This window comes from Actinoallomurus acaciae, from assembly GCF_042429965.1.
Classification (GTDB): domain Bacteria; phylum Actinomycetota; class Actinomycetes; order Streptosporangiales; family Streptosporangiaceae; genus Actinoallomurus; species Actinoallomurus acaciae.
Genome location: NZ_JBHLZP010001269.1, coordinates 1 through 607 on the forward strand (window position 1 = coordinate 1; position 607 = coordinate 607).

A 607-nucleotide genomic window follows, 5' to 3' on the forward strand; every position below is an offset into this window, starting at 1 on the left:
TACACATTAAACAAAGTTACGAAAACTGATGAATATAATGATTTATCTGAGCTCTCGGCTTCGTTCTTTAAAAAAAACTTTGATAAGATCAACGTAAACCTTCTATCCAAAGCCACATCATTTGCTTTGAAAAAAGGCATTCCAATATAATATCAAGCCAGAAGACATTTACCATAACGTCTCATTACGCGCACCGCCAAAACGCGCTGAACGCGATTCTGACGCAGACACCGCAAAAAGAGATGTTTTCCCCGGGGTAAACCGGAAAAATGCGTCAGGATCGCTTTCAGCTCACTGCATAGCTATGCATGAAAGTGAATGGCGATCGGTTTGGGGGCTTACGGCGTTCATACCGTCTGTTTTCGACAGTTTCTCTCCGGGAAGTTAATCTGCCATAAGCCTGGATAACAGGGCACGGTGATACTCCGTAATAGCGATCAGCACCTCCGCATACTCTCTGTCCCCGACACGCTTGCCGTCGATAAAGAGTTTTTTCTGCAACGCCCCCAGTCGCATAACTTCTTTCAGCACCCGGTCATCAGTCAGTGAGTTAACTTTCTTACCGAGAGCTGCCGCCCGTAAAAAACCAGAAACGGTCTTGCCGCAT

At 45.8% G+C, this 607-nt stretch carries 1 protein-coding gene and 1 pseudogene; one reads left to right on the forward strand and one right to left on the reverse strand.

Annotated features, from left to right (window positions below; genetic code table 11):
- Window positions 1-150 (forward strand): annotated as a pseudogene (lsoB, locus tag ACFFNX_RS52610) (type II toxin-antitoxin system antitoxin LsoB); the annotation flags it as partial.
- 234 nt (window positions 151-384) lie between these two features.
- Here lsoB and mobA read toward each other — a convergent pair.
- A partial coding sequence (mobA, locus tag ACFFNX_RS52615; protein ID WP_168420797.1) for a plasmid mobilization protein MobA occupies window positions 385-607 on the reverse strand: 223 nt, incomplete at its 5' end.